Source organism: Nocardia sp. NPDC049707 (assembly GCF_040674855.1).
Lineage (GTDB): Bacteria > Actinomycetota > Actinomycetes > Mycobacteriales > Mycobacteriaceae > Nocardia.
Genome location: NZ_JBFANN010000002.1, coordinates 330,632 through 348,277 on the forward strand (window position 1 = coordinate 330,632; position 17,646 = coordinate 348,277).

18 protein-coding genes are annotated in these 17,646 nt (G+C 66.6%); 9 read left to right on the forward strand and 9 right to left on the reverse strand.

The annotated features are described in order from the left end of the window. The first annotated feature begins 13 nt into the window (after positions 1-13). Complete coding sequence (locus tag AB0J29_RS03940) at positions 14-1,360, forward strand: CoA transferase (protein WP_364778757.1); 1,347 nt, start codon at positions 14-16, stop codon at positions 1,358-1,360. Positions 1,361-1,393: 33 nt separating this feature from the next. On the opposite strand, the gene AB0J29_RS03945 is transcribed toward AB0J29_RS03940, so the two are convergent. After that, positions 1,394-1,966, reverse strand: a complete 573-nt coding sequence (locus tag AB0J29_RS03945; RefSeq protein WP_364778760.1) for a TetR family transcriptional regulator — start codon at positions 1,964-1,966, stop codon at positions 1,394-1,396. A 102-nt stretch (positions 1,967-2,068) separates the two neighbouring features. Here AB0J29_RS03945 and AB0J29_RS03950 point away from each other — a divergent pair, with 102 nt between their 5' ends. From AB0J29_RS03950 to AB0J29_RS03960, 3 genes are read left to right on the forward strand one after another with little or no spacing between them, the layout of a single operon-like run. After that, complete coding sequence (locus AB0J29_RS03950; protein ID WP_364778763.1) at positions 2,069-3,274, forward strand: FAD-dependent monooxygenase; 1,206 nt, start codon at positions 2,069-2,071, stop codon at positions 3,272-3,274. Between the two features lie 30 nt (positions 3,275-3,304). Then, positions 3,305-4,351 (forward strand): nucleoside hydrolase, encoded by a 1,047-nt coding sequence (locus tag AB0J29_RS03955; RefSeq protein WP_364778766.1) that lies wholly within the window; start codon positions 3,305-3,307, stop codon positions 4,349-4,351. Then, positions 4,348-5,235, forward strand: coding sequence for an amidohydrolase family protein (locus tag AB0J29_RS03960; RefSeq protein WP_364778769.1), 888 nt, complete (start codon positions 4,348-4,350; stop codon positions 5,233-5,235). The genes AB0J29_RS03955 and AB0J29_RS03960 overlap by 4 nt, the downstream gene beginning before the upstream one ends. Before the next feature lie 3 nt (positions 5,236-5,238). On the opposite strand, the gene AB0J29_RS03965 is transcribed toward AB0J29_RS03960, so the two are convergent. Then, positions 5,239-5,880, reverse strand: coding sequence for an NAD(P)H-binding protein (locus AB0J29_RS03965; RefSeq protein WP_364778772.1), 642 nt, complete (start codon positions 5,878-5,880; stop codon positions 5,239-5,241). Between the two features lie 120 nt (positions 5,881-6,000). Here AB0J29_RS03965 and AB0J29_RS03970 point away from each other — a divergent pair, with 120 nt between their 5' ends. Beyond that, positions 6,001-6,495, forward strand: coding sequence for a MarR family transcriptional regulator (locus AB0J29_RS03970; RefSeq protein ID WP_364778775.1), 495 nt, complete (start codon positions 6,001-6,003; stop codon positions 6,493-6,495). A gap of 86 nt (positions 6,496-6,581) precedes the next feature. On the opposite strand, the gene meaB is transcribed toward AB0J29_RS03970, so the two are convergent. The 3 genes from meaB to AB0J29_RS03985 are packed head-to-tail and all read right to left on the reverse strand — an operon-like array spanning position 6,582 to position 11,733. Then, positions 6,582-7,592, reverse strand: coding sequence for a methylmalonyl Co-A mutase-associated GTPase MeaB (meaB, locus tag AB0J29_RS03975; protein ID WP_364778778.1), 1,011 nt, complete (start codon positions 7,590-7,592; stop codon positions 6,582-6,584). Next, complete coding sequence (scpA, locus tag AB0J29_RS03980) at positions 7,589-9,889, reverse strand: methylmalonyl-CoA mutase (protein WP_364778781.1); 2,301 nt, start codon at positions 9,887-9,889, stop codon at positions 7,589-7,591. The genes meaB and scpA overlap by 4 nt, the downstream gene beginning before the upstream one ends. After that, positions 9,889-11,733: a methylmalonyl-CoA mutase family protein gene (locus AB0J29_RS03985; protein ID WP_364778786.1), complete on the reverse strand. Its 1,845-nt coding sequence runs from the start codon at positions 11,731-11,733 to the stop codon at positions 9,889-9,891. Before AB0J29_RS03985 ends, scpA begins: the two co-directional genes overlap by 1 nt. A 174-nt stretch (positions 11,734-11,907) precedes the next feature. Between AB0J29_RS03985 and AB0J29_RS03990 the strand changes: the two genes are divergently transcribed. Continuing rightward, positions 11,908-12,552, forward strand: coding sequence for a TVP38/TMEM64 family protein (locus AB0J29_RS03990; protein ID WP_364778789.1), 645 nt, complete (start codon positions 11,908-11,910; stop codon positions 12,550-12,552). A gap of 284 nt (positions 12,553-12,836) precedes the next feature. Here the strand turns inward: AB0J29_RS03990 and AB0J29_RS03995 are convergent, their stop codons facing one another. The 3 genes from AB0J29_RS03995 to AB0J29_RS04005 all read right to left on the reverse strand — a co-directional run bounded on the left by AB0J29_RS03995 (position 12,837) and on the right by AB0J29_RS04005 (position 14,833). Beyond that, positions 12,837-13,739 (reverse strand): trypsin-like peptidase domain-containing protein, encoded by a 903-nt coding sequence (locus AB0J29_RS03995; protein WP_364778960.1) that lies wholly within the window; start codon positions 13,737-13,739, stop codon positions 12,837-12,839. 224 nt (positions 13,740-13,963) lie between these two features. Next, positions 13,964-14,329, reverse strand: a complete 366-nt coding sequence (locus tag AB0J29_RS04000) for a nuclear transport factor 2 family protein (RefSeq protein WP_364778792.1) — start codon at positions 14,327-14,329, stop codon at positions 13,964-13,966. 111 nt (positions 14,330-14,440) lie between these two features. Continuing rightward, positions 14,441-14,833 (reverse strand): hypothetical protein, encoded by a 393-nt coding sequence (locus tag AB0J29_RS04005; RefSeq protein WP_364778795.1) that lies wholly within the window; start codon positions 14,831-14,833, stop codon positions 14,441-14,443. 164 nt (positions 14,834-14,997) lie between these two features. On the opposite strand from AB0J29_RS04005, the gene AB0J29_RS04010 reads away from it, so the two are divergent. Genes AB0J29_RS04010 through AB0J29_RS04020 form a run of 3 tightly spaced genes read left to right on the forward strand, consistent with a single transcriptional unit; the run spans position 14,998 to position 16,701 of the window. Then, a complete protein-coding gene (locus AB0J29_RS04010) occupies positions 14,998-15,315 on the forward strand; it encodes a hypothetical protein (protein WP_364778798.1) in 318 nt (105 codons plus the stop codon). A gap of 4 nt (positions 15,316-15,319) precedes the next feature. Beyond that, a complete protein-coding gene (locus tag AB0J29_RS04015) occupies positions 15,320-15,865 on the forward strand; it encodes a DUF6879 family protein (protein WP_364778801.1) in 546 nt (181 codons plus the stop codon). After that, positions 15,862-16,701, forward strand: a complete 840-nt coding sequence (locus AB0J29_RS04020; protein WP_364778804.1) for a helix-turn-helix transcriptional regulator — start codon at positions 15,862-15,864, stop codon at positions 16,699-16,701. Before AB0J29_RS04015 ends, AB0J29_RS04020 begins: the two co-directional genes overlap by 4 nt. On the opposite strand, the gene AB0J29_RS04025 is transcribed toward AB0J29_RS04020, so the two are convergent. Next, on the reverse strand, positions 16,702-17,505 hold the full coding sequence (locus tag AB0J29_RS04025; protein ID WP_364778807.1) for an LLM class flavin-dependent oxidoreductase: 804 nt from the start codon (positions 17,503-17,505) through the stop codon (positions 16,702-16,704). Positions 17,506-17,646: the final 141 nt, after the last annotated feature.

A 17,646-nucleotide genomic window follows, 5' to 3' on the forward strand; every position in this document is an offset into this window, starting at 1 on the left:
TACTCTCGATCTCGTGATTGTGCACGAACAGCTGGTCCGCGACTACGAGGCCGGAATCGGTGTGCCAGCCTCCGGCACCGTCCCCGCCGACGATCCGGGCAGCTGTTTGGCTGCGACGCTGCCGGTTTGGGCGCTGGCCGCCGGATCGGTGGCCGCGGTGACGGCGGCGGCGAACCGAATCCGCGACGCACACCACCTGAATCCGGTGCTGCACCGGCTGGATCCGGACCGGATCAATGCCGCCTTCGCCAGCGAACGCCTGCTGCGCATCGGCGGTGCGCCCGCCACGATATTCGCCGATCTATCCGGCTTCTTTCCCACCTTCGACGGCTGGGTCCGCACCCACGCCAACTATCCGCACCATCGCGCGCGGTTGCTCGCCTCGCTCGGACTACCCGAGGACGCCCCCGTCGATCTGGCGGTCGCGCAGATGGCGATGAGCCGGGCCAGCGATATCGAGGACCATGCGGCCGCGCACGGCGCCATCGCGGTCCAGGTGCGTACCGAGCAGGAGTGGGCGGCGAGCCCGCAGGGCCAGGCCGCCGCATCGGGTCCACTGGTGGCGATCGACACCCGGATCGACCGGGGCGAACTCGGCCTGCCGATCGGCGCATCGCCGTTGCAGCCGTTGCGCGGGGTCCGGGTACTCGATCTGACCCGTGTGATCGCCGGACCCGTCGCGACCAGAACTCTGGCACTGCTCGGCGCCGATGTGCTACGGATCGACCCGCCGCACCTACCCGAGATCCCCTGGCAGTACTACGACACCTGCCAGGGCAAGCGTTCCACACTGCTCGATCTGCATCGGCACCTGCCGCTGGTCAACGAACTGCTCGCCGCCGCCGATGTGCTGATCACCGGATATCGACCGGGCGCGCTGGAAAGCGCCGGACTCATCGCCGCCCGCCGTCCCGGCCTCGTACACGGTCGGATATCGGCATGGGGCGAATCCGGCCCGTGGGGTCGGCGGCGCGGTTTCGACAGCATCGTGCAGGCCGCGGCGGGTATTTCGATCGCCGAGGGCGCACCCGCGGTGCCGGTGACACTGCCCGCACAGGCGCTCGACCACGCCTCCGGCTATCTGCTCGCCGCCGGGGTGATCGACGCACTCGTGGCGCGCGCCCATGACGGTATCGGCCGCGACGTCAGAGTCGCATTGGCGCGCACCGCATCCTGGCTCCTCACCGCGCCCGGCCGGACCCCGCGTCATCCGCAGGCCGCGCCGCCGAGTCCGATGGCGGCGGTCACCAACGGCAATGTCACGACCGCCGCGCCGGTGCTCGCCGAATATCCGGATTATGCGTGGCCCGCACCGCGGTACGGCGCGGACCAGCCGGTGTGGCCGTTGCACACCCGATAGCACTGGCACTGTTCGGCAGCGGGCAGCGACCGATCAGGACTCGCCGGCCAGCGCCGCGATGGCCTTGGCCATTCGCGCGCCGTCGGGCAGGTTCTCGCCGCGGGTGATCGTCCACAGAATGCCGAGGCCCTGGGTCAGCATGAAGTACAGCTCGCCGATCGCCAGGGCGGTGTCCGCGTCCAGGTCCGGACGGGTTTCCTGTACCGCTCGAGCGATCTCCTCGTAGGCACCGGTGAGGCTTTCGCTCATGAATGTCTGCGATTCCGGCGTCCGCGCGACGCGGACCAGATTCTCCAGACTGGCCAGCATGCCGTCGAGGTTGTCCTCGAAGACCTGCGGCATCGCGTTCCACATCTGCGCGAATGCCCCGAGCGGCGGCTGACCGCTGCCCGCGCGGACCAACGCCTCCATACGGTCGCCGATATCGGTGCCGAGCGCCGTGGCGAGTGCCTCGGTGATCAGCTGATCCTTGGAGCCGAAATGGTAGCCGATCGCGGCCAGGCTGACACCCGCGGCCGCCGCGATATCACGCGCGGTCGTTTTCGCCACGCCACGTTCGATGATGGCCTTACGCGCTCCCGCCAACAAATCTTCTCGGTTTCCCATGACCCCAGCTTACACATGGCTCAGACATTTGTACTAGACATTCGTGCCAACCTTGTGTTAGACATACGTCTGGCACATTCGTTCGAGAGATTGGTCCCGGTCATGACCTTCAACTCCCTCCACATCCTGATCAGCGGCGGCGGTATCGCGGGCAACGCGCTCGCGCTGCAATTGCTGCGGGCAGGCATCCGAACCACCGTTGTCGAGCGCGCCCCCGAGCCGCGCCCCGGCGGTCAGGCCGTGGATCTGCGCGGGCCGAGCCGCGAGATCGCCGAGCGGATGGGACTCATGCCGGGCGTCCGCAAGTACCAGCTCGACGAGCGCGGCATGGCCTACGTCGACGGAAACGGCCGTGAGTTCGCCCGGATGCCCGCGGAGATGTTCGACGGCAAGGGTCCGGTGGCCGAAATCGAAATCACCCGAGGCGATTTGAATCAGGTGCTGCTCACCGAACTGGCCAGCACGGCGGGCGAACTCGATTACCGCTACGGCGAATGGATCGCGGCGCTGCGTCAGGACGATGCCGGAGTCGAGGTCGGCTTCGCGTCCGGGCGCACCGAGCGTTTCGATCTGGTCGTCGGCGCGGACGGTGTGCACTCGGCAACCCGGCAGCTGGCCTTCGGACCGGAGGAGCAGTTCGTCACCTATCTCGGCGGCTACGTATCGTTCTTCACCATCCCGACACCCGACGGAACCGAGCCGGGCTGGTTCAAGATGCATGCGGTGCCCAGCGCGGCGGTCGGGATTCGACCGGATGCCGATCCGGCCACCTCAAAGGCGATCATCACCATGCGCACCGAGGCCGATCCGGCGCTGCGCCGCGACGTCGCCGCCCAGCAGCGACTCATCCGCGCCATGCTGGCCGAGGCCGGATGGGAGACCCCGGCCGTGCTCGACGCGATGACCACCAGCCCGGACTTCTATTTCGACATGCTGGCGCGGGTCGACATGCCATCACTGTCGACCGGCCGGGTCACGCTGCTCGGCGACTCCGGCTTCTGCGGCTCCCCGATGACCGGCATGGGCACCGCCATGGCCATCGTCGGCGCCTATGTCCTGGCCGGTGAAATCGCCGCCGCCCCGGCTGATCTCGCGACGGCGCTGACCCGCTACGAGGAGATCGTCAGACCGTTCCTGGACAAGGCCAAAGAGCTGCCCGGTGGCGGCATCAAGATGATGTTGCCCACCTCGCGCCTCGGCACGCGGATGGCACGCGTGAGCATCCAGGTGATGACCTCGCGGGTGATGCGCCCGTTAATGCTGCGGATGATGTCGAATACCGACGACTACGTGTTGCCCACCTACTGAGCCGCCAGGTCCGCTCGCTACGCTCGACTGGTGTGGCAGAAGATCATCATGGACGTCGATACCGGGATCGATGATTCACTCGCACTGCTCTACCTGCTCGCCTCTCCAGAGGCCGAGATCGTCGGGATCGCCGCCACCGCGGGCAATGTGCCCGCGCCACAGGTGGCGGCGAACAACCTCGCCTGGCTGGATGTGTGCCGGGCACCCGAAATCGAGGTCGCGCTGGGTGCCGCGGAACCGCTCGCGATCCCGCTGCGTACCACCGAGGACACGCATGGGCCGCAGGGTGTCGGTTATGCGGAGCTGCCGCGATCCACTCGGCCGATCTCGGCCCGGTCCGCGGCCGAAATGTGGGTCGATCTGGTGCGTGCGGCTCCCGGCGAGATCATCGGACTCTGCACGGGACCGCTGACGAATCTGGCGCTCGCACTTCGAATCGAGCCACGGCTGCCACTGCTGCTGCGGCGGCTGGTGATCATGGGCGGAGCATTCAACCATCCCGGCAACACCACGCCGACCAATGAATGGAATGTGCACGTGGATCCGGAGGCGGCCAAGGAGGTCTTCGACGCCTTCTCCGCCGCCCCCGCCGATCGGCGACCGATCGTGTGCGCGCTCGATATCACCGAGACCATCGAGATGCGGCCCAAGCATGTGGCGCAGCTCGCCGAACGCGCGGGCAGTCTGCCCGTAGAGCTGGTTTCGGAGACCGACCCGCCGGAGGCCAGGTCGGCGACGAGCAATCCGATCGTGCGGTACTTCACCGATGCGGTTCGGTTCTACTTCGACTTCCACAAGCGCCACAACCAGGGCTATCTCGCGCATATGCATGATCCGTTCGCGGCGGCCGTCGCACTGGATCCGGCACTCGCGATTACTCGACCGGCCACCGTCGATGTCGAACTCGTCGGCGCCATCACCCGCGCCACCACGGTGGCAGACTGGGCGGGCATGTGGGGTCGAGAACCCAATGCCGACATCGTGGTCGGCACCGACCCGGAGGTGTTCTTCGAGCGATTGATCACCAGGGTCAGCGACTTCGCCGGGTCGGTCTATCCGCAGGAGGCTGCTCGATGATCGGCGACAGCGACGACGATACCTATCTCGCCGACTTCCGAACCCGGCTCGCACTGCCCGGAATCATCGACGTCCATACACATTTCATGCCGGAGCGGGTCATGGCCAAGGTGTGGGCATACTTCGATTCGGCCGGTCCGCTGGTCGGCCGGGAGTGGCCGATCGCCTACCGCGACGATGCGCAGGTCCGATTGAAGACCTTGCGCGACTTCGGTGTTCGCGCGTTCACCTCGCTGGTGTATCCACACAAGCCGGATATGGCGGCGTGGCTCAACGAATGGACCGCCGACTTCGCCGAGCGCACCCCGGATTGCCTGCATACCGCCACGTTCTATCCCGAACACCACGCCGCGAGTTATGTGGAGGCGGCCATCGAGCGCGGCGCCCGGGTGTTCAAGGTGCATGTGCAGGTCGGTGACTTCCATCCCGGTGATCCGCTGCTGAATCCGGTGTGGGGCATGATCGAGGACGCCGGGATACCGGTGCTGATCCACTGCGGCTCCGGACCCGCGCCGGGCGAGTACACCGGCCCGGAACCGATTGCCGGTCTGCTGCAACGCTATCCGCGCCTACACCTGATCATCGCGCATATGGGTACGCCCGAGTATTCCGAATTCCTTGATCTGGCACAGGAATACCCGGACGTGTACCTGGACACGACGATGGTGTGGACCGATTTCACCGAGGCTTCGGCACCCTATCCGACCGCCGAGCACGGCAGGCTGCGCTCCATGAGCGACCGCATTCTGTTCGGTAGCGACTTTCCGAATATTCCGTACTCCTACGGACATTCGATCCGCGCGCTGGAACGCCTGGAACTGGGCGACTCCTGGCTGCGGCAGGTCTGCTACCGAAATGCCGAACGGCTCTTCGAGATCGGGTAGGGCTCAGGCCGATGCGACGGTGAACCTGGTTCGCTGGTGCACCGGCCGCTCGGCCTCGTCGAGCAGGGCCACCGCGAAATCCGCCAGGGAAATCGCCGAGACGCCGTCGGCATCGGTGAGCAGTTCGTCCGCGCCGAGCCGGTAAGCGCCGGTTCGCCGACCCGGCACCAGTTCGGCGGGCGGGCTCACATACGTCCAGTCCGCGACGGTCTCGGCGCGGCAGATGGCATGTTGGTCGGCGCAGGCGCGGGCGATGGCACGCAATTCGACCGGGAAGGCCGCGCTTTCGTGCAACGTCAGCGCACCGGCGCCGGATATGAGCAGGGTGGCCGCGCCGCCGACCACCAGCAGACGCACGCCGGTCCGCGCCGCCCCGGACAACAGCACCGAGGTGATGGCGGGCAATTCGTGTTCGCAACCGGGTGCGGGACGGGTCGCGGTGATGACCAGATCCTGTCCGGCGCTCAGGGATACGACATCGTCGAGGTTTCCCGCATCACCCGTGCGCAGCGCCGCCGCCGCGGGTACCGCACCCGCCCGCGCGAGGTTGCGGACCACCGCGGTGACCTCGTGCCTACGCTCCAGTGCCTCGGCCACCACGCGGCTGCCCACTTCGCCCGCTGCTCCGAACACGGTGATACGCATAGCGATTCGCCTTCCATCCCGACCCGATTCAATCACTTAGCACTAAGAAACATAGCTTAGCGTTAAGCAATTCCTGGCTGTGAGATACCTCACCGCTGAGATATTCGCTAGGCTGCGGACGTGACAGATCATGTCGAACGGGTGCTCGAGCAATGGCGCACACAGCGTCCCGACCTGGACGTCTCACCGATGGCCGTCCTCGGCAGATTGACGAGACTGTCCCAGGTGGTCGGCGCCGAGCTACGCACGACCTTCACCGCACACGGACTCGACGCCGCCTCCTTCGATGTGCTCGCCACCCTGCGCCGCAGCGATCCACCCCACTGCCTCACCCCCACCGAACTCATGCATTCGTCCATGATCACCTCGGGCGGTGTCACCCAACGCCTGGACCGTTTGGAGGAGCGCGGCCTCGTCGCCCGCGCGCGCAGCGAACGCGACGGGCGAGGCGTGCGCGTCACGCTCACCGACGCGGGGCGCGAACTCATCGACAAGGCACTCCCCGACCACGTCGCCACCGAGGCCCGCCTGCTCGAACCCCTCACGCCCGCACAGCGCAAGCAACTCGCGACCGCCCTGCGCACCCTGCTAGAGGCCCATGGCGATTCGATCTGATGCGCGAAGGGTGCGGCCGCCCTCGCAACCGCACCAGCCCCAGCTGGTCGCCGACCAGCCGCAGCCACCGGTGGATTATCGCCACCTCAACTGTCGAAGGCGTCGAGAATCTGCTCGGCGGCCAGCGCCGCGGTCAACGTACCGTCGCGCACCTGCTTCTCCACTTGTGCGCGAATGGCATTGACGTTCGGGTTCTCCGCGAGGCGGCGCAGCATCTGGTCGTGCACCATGGTCCAGGTCCAATCGACCTGTTGGCGGCGCCGCTTTTCGGCGAATTCCCCGGCCTCGGTGAGCACTCGGCGGTGTTCGAGGACGGTGCCCCAGAACTTGTCCAGCCCATGGCCTTCCAGACCGCTCATGGTCAGCACCGGTGGGCGCCAGAGTGCATCGTGCGGATGGATGAGGCGCATTGCCCCGGCCAATTCGCGGGCCGCGGCCTTGGCTTCGATCTCGTGTTTGCCGTCGGCCTTGTTCACTGCGACCAGGTCGGCGAGTTCCAGGACGCCTTTCTTGATGCCCTGCAATTGATCTCCGGTGCGGGCCAGGGTCAGGAAACAGAACACGTCGACCATATTCGCGACGGTCACCTCGGACTGGCCGACGCCGACGGTCTCCACCAGGATCACGTCGTAGCCCGCGGCCTCGAGCAGCACGATGGTCTCGCGGGTCGCCTTGGCTACGCCGCCCAGGGTGCCCGCGGTAGGCGACGGACGGATATAGGCATTGCGCTCCAACGACAGTCGCGCCATGCGGGTCTTGTCACCGAGGATGGAGCCGCCGGTGCGGGTCGAGGACGGATCGACGGCCAGCACCGCCACCCGATGCCCCTTACCGATCAGCTCCATGCCGAGCGCATCGATGAATGTCGACTTGCCGACGCCGGGCACACCGGTGATACCGACCCGATTCGAGGTGACCGTATCGGTCGACGGGGTCAGTTGCAGCAGCAGTTGCTGCGCCAACTCTCGATGGTCGGCCCTGGTCGACTCGACCAGTGTGATCGCCCGCGCCACGGCGGCCCGATCCCCCGAGCGGACCGCCTGCGCGAGTGCGTCGACATCAATGGCGCGCTGACGCCCGCCCGATGCTGAAATCATCGGCCGCTGCCGCCACCGATCTCATGACCGAGTTCGCCAGCCAGCTTCTTCAGCAGATCGATGGCCGCATCGGCGATCACGGTGCCGGGCGGGAAGATCGCCGCCGCGCCCGCCGCATACAACTCCTCGAAGTCACCGGGCGGGATGACGCCGCCGACAATGACCATGATGTCGGGTCGCCCGACATCGGCCAGTGCCTGCCGCAGGGCGGGCACCAGCGTGAGGTGGCCGGCCGCCAGCGAGGACACACCAACGACGTGCACGTCGTTATCGGCCGCCTGCTGCGCCACCTCTTCCGGAGTCTGGAACAGCGGGCCCACATCGACGTCGAAGCCGAGATCGGCGAAGGCCGTGGCGATCACTTTCTGACCTCGGTCGTGCCCGTCCTGGCCCATCTTGGCGACCAGGATGCGCGGGCGCCGCCCCTCCGCCTCGGCGAATTCCTCGACGAGTTCGCTCGCCTTGCTGATATTGGTCACCTTCCCGGCCTCGTCGCGGTACACACCGGAGAGCGTACGGATCTCGGCCTGGTGCCGGCCGTACACCTTTTCCAGTGCGTCGGAGATCTCACCGACGGTGGCCTTGGCGCGCGCCGCATCGATGGCCAGCGCGAGCAGGTTGTTCGCCATGCCGCCATCCGAAGAGGCTGCCGCACGGGTCAATTCGGCGAGTGCCCGCTGCACTTCGACCGAATCGCGTTCGGCCCGTAGCCGGTTCAGCTTCTCGATCTGCTCGGCACGCACCCGGGAGTTCTCGACCTTGAGGACCTCGACCTGCTGATCCTCTTCGACCTGGTACTTGTTCACGCCGATCACCGGCTGCTGGCCGGTATCGATGCGGGCCTGCGTGCGGGCGGCGGCCTCCTCGATGCGCAGCTTCGGGATGCCCTCACCGATCGCCTGCGCCATACCGCCATGTGCTTCCACCTCGGCGATATGCGCGCGGGCGCGGTTGGCCAGCTGGTGGGTCAGCCATTCCACGTAATACGAACCGCCCCAGGGGTCGATCGGCCGCGTGGTGTTGGACTCCTGCTGGATCAGCAGCTGGGTATTGCGGGCGATGCGCGCGGAGAAGTCCGTCGGCAGGGCCAACGCCTCGTCGAGGGCGTTGGTGTGCAGCGACTGGGTGTGGCCCTGGGTCGCGGCCATCGCCTCGATGCAGGTGCGCGCCACATTGTTGTAGGCGTCCTGTGCGGTCAGCGACCAACCCGAGGTCTGCGAATGCGTCCGCAGCGATAGCGATTTCGCGCTCTTGGGCTCGAACTTCGCTACCAGCTCGCTCCAGAGCAGCCGTCCCGCACGGAGTTTGGCGACCTCCATGAAGAAGTTCATGCCGATGGCCCAGAAGAACGACAGGCGCGGCGCGAACTTGTCGACCTCCATGCCCGCGGCGATACCCGCGCGGATGTACTCGACACCGTCGGCGAGGGTGTAGGCCAATTCCAGATCGGCCGTTGCTCCGGCCTCCTGGATGTGGTAACCGGAGATGGAGATGGAATTGAACTTCGGCATCTTCGCGCTGGTGTAGGCGAAGATATCGGAGATGATCCGCATCGAGGGCCTGGGCGGGTAGATGTAGGTATTGCGGACCATGAACTCCTTCAGAATGTCGTTCTGAATGGTTCCGGCCAGCTGTTCCGGTGCGACACCCTGCTCCTCGGCCGCGACCACATACAGCGCGAGGATCGGTAGCACCGCGCCGTTCATGGTCATCGAGACCGAGACCTGATCCAGCGGGATGTGATCGAAAAGCTGACGCATGTCGAGAATGGAATCGATGGCGACACCGGCCATTCCGACATCACCCTGGACCCGCGGATGATCGGAGTCGTAGCCACGGTGCGTGGCCAGGTCGAAGGCGACCGAAAGCCCCTTCTGACCCGCCTGCAGATTGCGGCGGTAGAAGGCATTCGAATCGGCGGCGGTGGAGAAGCCCGCGTACTGGCGAATCGTCCACGGCTGGTTCACATACATCGTCGGATACGGACCGCGCAGGAACGGCGCGATGCCCGGCACGCTGTCCAGCGGATACCCCTCGGCCGCAATGGCATCGCGGTCGGCCTTGGTGAAAACCGGTGGCACGTCGATACCTTCGGGCGTCGACCACACCAACTGTTCCGGGGTGTAGTTGTGCGCCTCGGCGGCGGCCCGCACGAACGCGTCGACCTGCGCGGAGTCGACGTCGGCGGGTTCGGCCGGACGTTCGGACAGCGGCACCTCGGCGAAACTGCCGATCCGGTGCTCGATGCCGCCGGGCTCGTCGATGTCGCCCGGCTTGTCGATATGACTCAATGTCATCAGGCTCCCACCCTCTCCAGCAGGTCGGACAGTGCGGCCACCGCATCGATACGGGCCGCGAGATAACCGTCGGGGCGCTGCGCGGCGCTCAGGTCGGCGACGGCCTTTTCCGCACCGGCCAGCAGCACCGTGTCGATTCCGGCGGCACGCAACTGCTCGGCCGCCGGGCCCGCCTGCTCGGCGTAACGCTTGTCCGAACCACACAATACGGCGATCGTGGCACCGGATTCCGTTGCCGCCGTGCCGATTCCGGCCACCGCCAGCGGACCGGGGTTGATCGACTCGATACCGCCCGAGGCCAACAGGTTCGCGATGAAGGTGACCCGCACATTGTGTTCGGCCACTGTGCCCAGCGGCACCAACAGCGCACGCGGTCGCACCCCATTGGCCGCGAGGTAGGCATCCGCACGATTGCGCAGTGCCTCGAATGCGGCGCCGTAGCGAACCACCTGCCCGGGCTGCCGTGCGGCCTCGGACAGCGGCTGTTCGGCCGGGTTCGGGAATTCGTTGACTCCGGTGACCGCCGTCTTGCGGTGTGCCACATCGGCATCCCGGGCTGATCGGGTGGCGGCGATCCGCTCGGCGAGCAGGCCGGAGTCCAGCGCGGCCAGATAGCCGCCCGCGGCCTCGAGCTCCTGCATGAACTCCCATGCCTTGGCGGCGAGAGCGGCGGTGAGATCCTCGACGTACCAGGAACCGGCCCCTGGATCCTGCACATGACCGAGATGCGACTCCTCGAGCAGCAGCAGCTGGGTATTGCGAGCCATACGGTCCGCGAACGACTTCGAGACGCCGAGTTCACCGGGCGGCAATGCCGAATCGAAGGGCAGCACCGTAACCGTATCCGCGCCACCGACTCCCGCACCGAACGCCGCGAGGGTGGTGCGCAGCATATTCACCCACGGATCGCGCTGGGTCATCATCGCCGCGGAGGTCACCGCATGCTGCGGCGCTTCACCGAATGCGGGTGCACCGCAGACATGCGCGACGCGGGCCCAGAGCTGGCGGGCCGCACGGAATTTCGCGATGGTGGCGAACTGGTCGTCGGTCGCGGCGAAGCGGAATTCCAACTGCTCGAAGGCATCCGCGATGTCCTGGCCCTCGGCGAGTGCGCGCAGGTAGGACAGGCCAGCGGCCACCGCCGCACCGAGTTCCTGGGCGTCCGAGGCGCCCGCATCGTGAAAGACGGTGCCGTCCACCGTGATAGCGCGCACGGCCTCCGGACGCTGCACCGCCTGACCGGCCAGGGCGATCGCCTCCGCCAGTTCGATATCGGCGGCTCCGGCGAAGCGACTGGTGAGCGGGGCCGCACCCAATGCGACTCGAATGTCGGTCCGGTCCGCCACCTGGTAACCGTCCAGCACCGCGAAGACCTGTTGCGCCGCCGCGGAAACCGCTTCGCCCGCGGCGAGTGTCAGCGGCGCCAGCTCGAACAGCAGACCGGACAGCGCCGCGGGCAGTTCGGCCACCGGCACACCGCGCTCGCCGGCGCCGAGCCACAGTGCGCTGATCCCGTTGTCCAGCGCGGCCAGAATCTCGCGATTCGCCGCGGCGCCATCGGCCGCGCCGATGAATGCGCTGACATACCAGCCGCGATGCACATCCCTGGTGGCGTCCCGGCCACGGACGAACGGATATTCGCCCGGCAGCGGCAGTTCGGGCCGCTCATCCCTGCGGGTGTACAGCGGGGCGATGGTCAGACCGTCATAGGTCTGCTCCTCGAGCAGCTTTTCTGGCTCCTCCGGAAGTTCGGCGACGTCGACCCTGCGGGCCTTCGCCAGTACCCCCGCCACGCCCTTGCGCCATGCGGCGTAATCGGGCACCGGCTCTGAAGCAATCGGCATAGCTGCTGTTCCTCTTCTCCTCGACGCACACCTCGTGTGGCCCAAAACCATTGCATTCGCCCAGCTCAGCAAGCACATCGGTTAACGGGCATTCGTCGGCGTTCCCTTCGATGCTAGCGGCCGCCTCCCAGTCGGTTGACCGTGGCCGCCACTACCAACGGGTAACCTGGCGCGGTGCTCAGGCTCATCCGTGACCCACGCGTTGTCGCCCTGCTCGTCGGTGGCGTGGCGCTGTTCCTCGCGGCCATGCTGGTCCCGCTGCCGACACCGCGGCAGATCCAGGACTGGGCCACCTCGGTCGGTCCGATCTTCCCGCTGTTGTTCTTCGTGATCCATGCACTGGTTACGGTGGCCCCGATCCCCCGGACCGTGCTGACGGTGAGCGCGGGCGTCCTCTTCGGACCCGCACTCGGCATCGTTCTCGCCGCCTCCGCGACCACGGTCAGCGCCGCCCTGGCCATTCTGCTCGTCCGCGCGCTGGACCGCGATCGAGTGGCCGCCCACCTCACCCACCCGGCAGTGCGCTCCATCGATGAACGCCTCGAACGCCGCGGCTGGCTCGCGGTCGGCTCACTGCGCCTGATCGCCTTCGCCCCCTTCTCGGTGATCAATTACTGCTGCGCCCTGTCCTCGATCCGCTTCTGGCCCTACTTGATCGCCACCGTCATCGGCATTCTCCCCGGCACCATCGGAACCGTCATCCTCGGCAATGCCCTCACCGGAGGTACCGATCCCGGCATGCTCATGGTCTCTGGGGCGCTCATCGCCATCGGAATCATCGGACTGATCGTCGACGCGCGCTGGGCGCAAACCCAGTGACCGGATCGCGGGTCCGCCACCCCGGTCACCGTGACCGACCGACTACCGAGCGTGTGCGTCGCCCGAGGCGGTGTCTGCACGGGTCTGCATCGATGCCGGTTTGCGGTTACCGGCGGGTGGCTACCCCGGAACAGCAACGTCCGCTCGAAGGGAGGTGACGAACGATGGTGGTACACGCAGTCGAACCGGGGCCGAATGGCAATAACCACGACAACTGGAATCAAGACCCCCGCGAAGATCTGGCTGACGACGTCATCCGACCGTGGGGTCGATGACTTCCTGACCTAATCCACGGTCAACTCGATCGGCACCGCGAACACATCGACCATCGCACCATTGCGCAATACCGTCACCGGCATCGAGACGCCGATGGCGTCACCGAAGAGTTGCCGTTGGATGCCTTGGGCGTCGGCCACCTCCGAGCGGGCGACGCTGAGTACCAGGTCGCCGCGGCGCAGCCCCGCGTGATCGGCGGGGCCGCCGCGGACGACTTCGACAATGCGGACACCGGCGTGTTGGCCGGTGCGGGCGGCGACGGATGTGGGCAGTGGGGCAGGAACGCCGACCAGGCCGAGGTAGGCGCGGCGCACACGGCCGTCTTTCAGCAGGGTGCTGATGATGCGGCGAGTGGTGGCATTGATCGGGATGGCGAGGCCGAGCCCGACGCCCGCGACCGCGGTATTGACTCCGACCACTCGGCCCGATGAATCCGCGAGCGCACCACCGGAATTGCCCGGATTCAGAGCGGCATCGGTTTGGATCACATCTTCGATCACGCGACCGGCACGGCGGGAGTTGACCGGTACGGCTCGCCCCAGCGCACTGACCACACCCGCGGTGACGGAGCCCGCCAAGCCCAGTGGGCTCCCGACCGCCACCACCAATTGGCCGACCACCAGCTTGTCGGCATCGCCGAGCACCACCGCGCCCGGCGCGCCGGCGCGGGCCCGCAGCACCGCGAGATCGGAGAGCGGATCGACGCCGACGACGTCGATCCGCGACTCCACACCGTCCGCGAACACCACATCGCCGCTGCTCGCCGCGCCGATCACATGCGCGTTGGTCAGCAGAAATCCGTCATCGGTGAAGACCACGGCGGATCCGCTCCCTCGCCGGGTTCGCACGCTCGCCACATGCGGGGTGACCGACGCCGCGACCGCGATGACCGACCGCGAATACGCGTCCATCGCCGATTCATCGAGATCGCGTTGCTGTCTGGCGTCCTCCGGACCCGACAACGGAATCGACTCGTCGTCCACGCTGACCACCATCCTGCTCATCGGGCGCGCACTCCATATCGAGGCCGCCCTCTCCAGGATCCTCCGCCGACCCGCCCGGTGCAGCGTGTTCGCCGCAGGCGCAACCGGATTCATCCGATGTTTACCCGCGCCTGTCTCGGCCCCGGGATCGGTTACGCTCCCGGCACCCGATCCAGGAAGCCGTACACACCGATGATCCGGCCGTCCTCGGCGAGGGTGATCACATCCGTCCCGGCGACCGGCGCACTCCCGTCGGCCGACACCAGCTCCCAGGAGAACCGGGCGGTGTTGTGGTGTCCGTCGACCACGCCGAGCTGTCGGAATTCGAAACCGGGAAACTGCTGGTGCACGCCTCCGATGGCGGCGCTCAATTGTTCGTGCCCGGCGACATCGGCCAGCGGATCGGTGTAGAAACCGTCCTCGCGCCAGGCCGCGGCCACCGCCTTGGCACGCACCTCGTCATCGGTGGCATTCCATGCCGTGAAGTAGCGCACCACCGCGTCCTCGTACTGAGACATAGCGAATCATCCTCTGCTGGAAGGTATTTCGACCCCCGCCGGGAAGCTCCGGCGAGATACCTCAACCTTGCCCGCTGCCGATCACGGAGTCGATTACGCGCGAGGTAAGAGTTAGCGCGCGAACCAGCGCGGCCACTGATGACCGCGCTCCCACACCGTGTCCCCGGCGACCACGACCAGGTCGCAGATCTCGGTGACCACGCGCCGCGACGCCCAGATGTGCTCCCTACTCGGCACGATGACCGCATGTGCACCGCAGCGCGCGATGGCCGCGAGTAGCCGCGCGACCGGATCGCCCTGCGGCCCCACCGTCATCTGGACCAGGCTGTAGCCCCTCCGAGCCGCGCAGGTCCGGGTGGCCCGCACATCGTGATCCACTATCGATCCCGAAATATCCCACCGCACGAATCCGATCGCCCACGGTGTGGTCACCACCCCGTTGCACAGTGACCCCGTTTCGCTTCCCAACCGCCCGACAACCTCCCATGGTTCCGACCCGCTCATATCACCCACCTGTCTGTCAGCACCCACCCAAGAACGGTAGAAACACGACCCGGCGCGGCACCATGGTTTTGCGGGGATTTGCGGAAGTTGTTGACCCTTATGGCGCTGACCGGCGACGATTATGCACAGCCAGCGCAATACCCACGCGAGACGAGGCCACTGTCATGCGTATACAACTGCTCGGCGGACCGACCAACAACACCGGCTCGCCCCGGCTCTGGATGGATGAGGATCGACATCTCTATCTCGTGCAGGGCTTTCGGGTGGCCCATGACGCGAACCGCGTCGAAATACCGCATATACTGCTCGGCTGGCTGCAGCCCGGCACGTACATCGGCGTCCCCCTGCTCGATTCCGGACATGGCTCCTTCACCCTCGCCGGACAGCCGATCACCGATCCGGATGCGTTGGCGCACATGCGGATTCCTGATCACGAAACCGCGATCGCAGTCCCGGTCGGACAGAGCCCGTGGGAATGGTAATGCAATGCTCTTCTTCAGCATCGAGGAAACCAACGATCTCATTCGCGAGACCCGCAGCGATGCTTTCCATCTCGAGGTGTCCGATGATCACTCCCAGGTTGCCGACGAGACCGAACCGATGCGCCGCGTGCTCGCGGGCCTACCGCCGTTCGAGGAGAGTTCCTATCCGCCGTCGTGGCGGGCCTGGGAGGAACTCACCAGCGAGGTCGCCGGTCGCGGCGTGCCGATCCGACGCGTTCGGGTGGTCTCGGAGCCGCTCACCGACTACGTTCGATTCCTGCACGCACTCACCGATCGCAATCAGCGTTATGGCGAGGATATCCGCTGGCTACCACGGCATCTCGCCGATCCCACGGAATACACCGACGACGAATGGTGGCTGCTCGACGAGACGGTCGCGTTTACGATCTTCACCAAGACCGGCGATCTGGCGGGGGCCGCGGTAACGACCGACCCCGTGCTGGTCGCACGCTGCACGACAGTACGAGATACGCTGTGGAACAAAGCAATTCCGCACCACGACTATATGCCCGGCGGGCGGAGTGCATGAGCGGTGTCGAGCAGTCCCGGCAAGCCTTCGGGGCACGCTTACGCGAACTGCGCAAGGCCGCACATCTGACCGGCGTGCAGCTGGCCGCCGATGCGGGCTGGCATTCGGCCAAGGTGTCGCGCATCGAACACGGTAAACAAACGCCGAGCGATAGCGATCTGGCCGAGTGGTGCCGCCTGTGCGGCGCCGAACTGCTGCTGCCGGATCTGCGGGCGGCACTGGCGAATATCGAGGCGCTCTGGCAGGAGTGGCGGCGCATCGCCGCGACCGGACATGCCCAGCAGCAGCGCCGCCGTATCGAGTCGGAGGCGCGCGCCACCACCATCCGCAATTACGAGAACGCCGTCGTGCCCGGCCTGTTGCAGACCGAACCCTATGCCAGGGCCGTACTCGAGACCTGCATCGACTTCGTGGGCGGTATCGACGATATCGACCACGCGGTGGCGGCTCGGATCGCGCGCCAACGAATTCTGCACCACGGCACCCATCGGATTTGCATCCTGCTGGCCGAACAGGTGCTCTACACCACGGTCGGCGACAACGAGGTGATGGCCGGTCAGCTCGAACGCCTCATCGATATGATGCCGCTGCCCCGGCTGGGGATCGGGATCATTCCGCGGACTGCAGATTTCCTCTACACCACAACATGTTTCGTATTACTCGACAAGCGCATCGCCGAGGTCGAGACGATTTCGGCGGGTCTCACCATCAGTCAGCCGCGGGAACTCGCCTACTACGAGAAGACCTGGGCGGCACTGCACCGGCAGGCGCGGTACGGCGAAGCCGCCCGAGCCATGATCACCGATGCGCTGAAACTACGGTTGACGCAGCGATAGTTACAGTGCCGCAAGGAATTTCGCGGCATTCGCGTAATCGTCCGCCCAGGCGGGGCCGGTCGGCGCGAGAATGACACGTTCGACACCCGCATCCCGGTACGCGGCGAGCAGTCGGACGGCGGCCGAATGTTCGGTGGGCAGCGCCGGCGCCACCACCGTCACCGCGGGCACAGGTCGATCGAATTGCGCGGCCAGTGACCGCAATTCGTCGAAATCGACGGCCAACTGGTCGAGGCCCGGCTGCAGGGTTATCCAGCCGTCGGCGTATTCGGCCGCCCGCCGCCGTGCCCGAGTCCCATTGCCCGCCACCAGGACCGGTGGCATCGCCGATCCGGGTGCCAGCGCCACGTCGACGCCGTTGACCGTGGCGGTCGCACCGGTGACGAGAGCGGGCAGCACCCGCAGTGCCTCGTCGGTGTGCCGACCGCGATTCTCGAATGTCGCACCGGCCGCGCGCCAACCGATATCGCCATGCGCCGGATTCCCGGTGCCGACACCGAGCAGCAACCGGTTCTCCGATACGTACTGCAGTGTGCTGATCTGCTTGGCCGCCCATGCCACCGGGCGCAATGCGAGCAGCATGACGTTGTAGCCGATCCGGATTCGGTCGGTGACGGCCGCCGCGGTCGCGAGCGTCACGGTGCTGTCGAGCATGGGCGCGCTCGCCACGAGATGGTCGGTGGACCACACCGATTCGAGGCCGAGTTGTTCGGCGAGGCGGGCGGCGGCCCGCACATCGCCGAGGATCGGCCGTGCCGGATCGGGGGTGGAGGTCGGGAGGATCACGCCGATATCGAAGGTCATGAGCACAACGTTAGTAACGAATCGTGAGCGTTCCAATGGCTCGATCACTCATTTCCATGCCCGCAACGCTCATTCCGTCACGGCCGCACCCGGTGCCAGGCCGAACCGTATTCCACTGCCGACGCCGACCGAGCCCCCTTC